Consider the following 806-nt stretch of genomic DNA (forward strand, 5'->3'; position numbering starts at 1 on the left):
TTTGTTTCATTCCGGACACGTCCTCTCTATTTTTATGATAGAGACTTAACTAACTTGTGTCCATACATCCATACTAGCACCAGTATTTAGCTTTGGGCTTTTTGATAAATTAATGGAAGAAAGATCATTTGCCGATAAATTAAGATAAGTTAAATTTGGATTATGTGACACATCCATTTTCTCAAGTTTATTAAAATCAATAAATAATGTAGTTAAGTTTGGATTTTTGGAGATATTAACATCTTTAAGATTACAGAAAGTTAATTGAAGTTCCTTTAATTGAGTATTTTTCGTCAAATCGATTTTTTCAAAATCATGGTTGCCATATAAATTTAAAGACGTAAGTTTTTTATTATTAGAAACATCAAGACTCTTTAAATTATTATATGTCAAATCTAATTGCGTTAAGTTAATATTTTTACTCAAATTAATAGACGATATTTTGGTTCCATCTAAAGTTAATGTGGAAAGTTTGCTATTTAAACTTAAATCAAGATTTGTTACTGCAACACCCACATTGACCACTAATGATTTTAAATTTAGGAGATTATTAATTCCTTTTAAGTTAACAGAATTTCCTTCATCAGTATAATTATCATAATCAATCTGAATACTATCAACTCGATTAAGTTCATCCTTTGTTACAGTATCATTTACACTTTTCCCTAATTGTTTCGAAATAATTGCCTGAAGATTCCCCCCCGGAAAAAGCTTGTTATTTGTGTAGTTGATTGAGTCCATATAATTGTGTAAAAAGAAAGAGTCATTTTATTCACTCTTGGCAACACTGTTTTCAACTACGAAAA

At 28.2% G+C, this 806-nt stretch carries 1 protein-coding gene; it reads right to left on the reverse strand.

Annotated features, from left to right (window positions below; translation table 11 throughout):
• Positions 1-45: 45 nt before the first annotated feature.
• Positions 46-741: a hypothetical protein gene (locus AC3WR0_RS25385; protein WP_492554851.1), complete on the reverse strand. Its 696-nt coding sequence runs from the start codon at positions 739-741 to the stop codon at positions 46-48.
• Between the last annotated feature and the right edge of the window lie 65 nt (positions 742-806).

The sequence above is a fragment of the Neobacillus sp. FW104-15D2 genome (assembly GCF_058790155.1).